We start from the raw sequence: 1,777 nt of genomic DNA, 5'->3' as shown, positions 1-1,777 counted from the left end.
CACTAGGCGGTTGAAACAGGGTAATGAAAACGAACCCACTGATCTTTGATCGACACCAAGCCCTCGGCTTTTAACCACTCGTTGTTCATCGCCATTTGCGTAATCGGTGTCCGCGACATGGCGTAAGGCCCTTTCGAGCTCACGCCGGTTTTGATCGCTTCCTTTAAGCTGACGCCCAGACTGACCAGATGGTTAATCTTGGTGCGCGGCCACCGCCACTGTTTCCAATAGCAGCAGCGCATGCGCCGCCGTAGCCATTCGTCCAGTTCGGGGATTGGCCGGTAGTATTCCGATAACGCAAAGTAGTTCATCCAACCCACGATGTAGCGGCGCAATTCGCGGTAACGATAAGCCAGGCTGACGCCCCACGAACGCCCCGTAAGTTGTTTGATCCGATGTTTAAAGCGGTGTAGCGCTTTGTCGCTCCAGACGATTTTGTTTCTTCGGAAGCAAAACCCGAGGAACTCCAATTCGTTGCTGGTACAGAGGCGACTTTTGTTGAGATTGACGTGCAGCTTCAACTGCTGTTCCAGAAAGCGCGTGACATTAGCCTGCACCCGCTCGGCCGCCCGTAGGCTGCGTACGCAAATGACGAAGTCGTCGGCGTAACGGGCAAACCGATGACCGCACTGATGCAGGTAGACGTCCAGCTCGTGCAACACGATATTGGCTAGCAACGGCGAGAGTGGACCGCCTTGGGGAACACCCTTCGGGGTCGCTTGCCACTGCCCGTTTTCGATGACGCCGGCGCGCAAATAACGGCCGACCAGCTGCAGTACCCGCTTGTCGCGGATGCGTTGGCTGAGCAGCCGCATCAATACGTCGTGATTGACGTTGTCGAAGAAGGCGGCCAAATCGATGTCCACGATCATACGGTATTTCGCCCGGATATAGTCGCGCACTTGCCTGATGGCTTGGTGGGCATTACGTCCCGGACGGAAGCCGTAGCTGTTGCGGCTGAACTCGCGCTCGAAGTACGGCGTAAGTTGTTGCGCGATGGCTTGCTGGATAATGCGGTCGGCGATCGTGGGTATGCCCAATGGCCGTTTATCGCCGTTGGGTTTGGGTATCCACACCCGCCGGACCGCTTGCGGTTGGTAGTCGCCGCTCATCAATTGGGTCTTGATGGTCGGCCAGTGTTGTTGCGCCCAGGCCGGAAAATCCGACACCGAAATCGCGTCAACCCCAGCCGCGCCCTTGTTCGCCTTCACGCGCTTCCAGGCACAGTGCAGGTTGTCGCGGGCGACGATGGTTTCCAGTAGTTGTTGTTCCAAGGCGTGCACGGTTGTCATACGCCGGCAATTACTTCCCACGGGCGCGGGCTTCGTCAATACCGAGTCTGGCAAGGCGCTGCCTTGTCCTGCTTCTTTGGTCCTTCGCGCTGACAGCATTCCCGCCGCCAAGGCTACTATGACCGCTGCTGACTTCTGAAACGTCACGCCTCACATTACTGTGCTGCGCGCTGCTCTTCGCGAGCCGCTGGCGTTTCAGATCTCCCCAGATAAGAACATGAACTGTCACAACACAACCGCCGGATTTACTGTACAGCGCGAATTCATGGCCTTCGTTGTCATGTGCCAACTTGACCCTGCTGCTCAGCCTTATATCCGATTTCTGTTCGTCGGCTCGTCGTTTTGCACTTAGGCTTCCTTCAGACAGTCCCTCGCGGTCTTGCCTTTGCCCTCGGCTAGTCGTTATGATCGCTAACATGATTAACGTTGAATTCTCCGACAGGGGACTTACACCCCATAAGTTCATGCCCATGCTGGGCGTACAC

At 56.5% G+C, this 1,777-nt stretch carries 2 protein-coding genes; both read right to left on the bottom strand.

Annotated elements, in window-relative coordinates:
- Window positions 1–2: 2 nt before the first annotated feature.
- Complete coding sequence (ltrA, locus tag AC3B8H_RS21015) at window positions 3–1,292, bottom strand: group II intron reverse transcriptase/maturase (protein ID WP_488443457.1); 1,290 nt, start codon at window positions 1,290–1,292, stop codon at window positions 3–5.
- Between the two features lie 10 nt (window positions 1,293–1,302).
- Window positions 1,303–1,777 (bottom strand): hypothetical protein (locus tag AC3B8H_RS21010; RefSeq protein WP_488443456.1); only part of this gene is annotated, 475 nt, incomplete at its 5' end.

The sequence above is a fragment of the Methylomonas sp. BG-2 genome (assembly GCF_057766305.1).
This window is presented reverse-complemented; position numbering and strand designations above follow the sequence as displayed.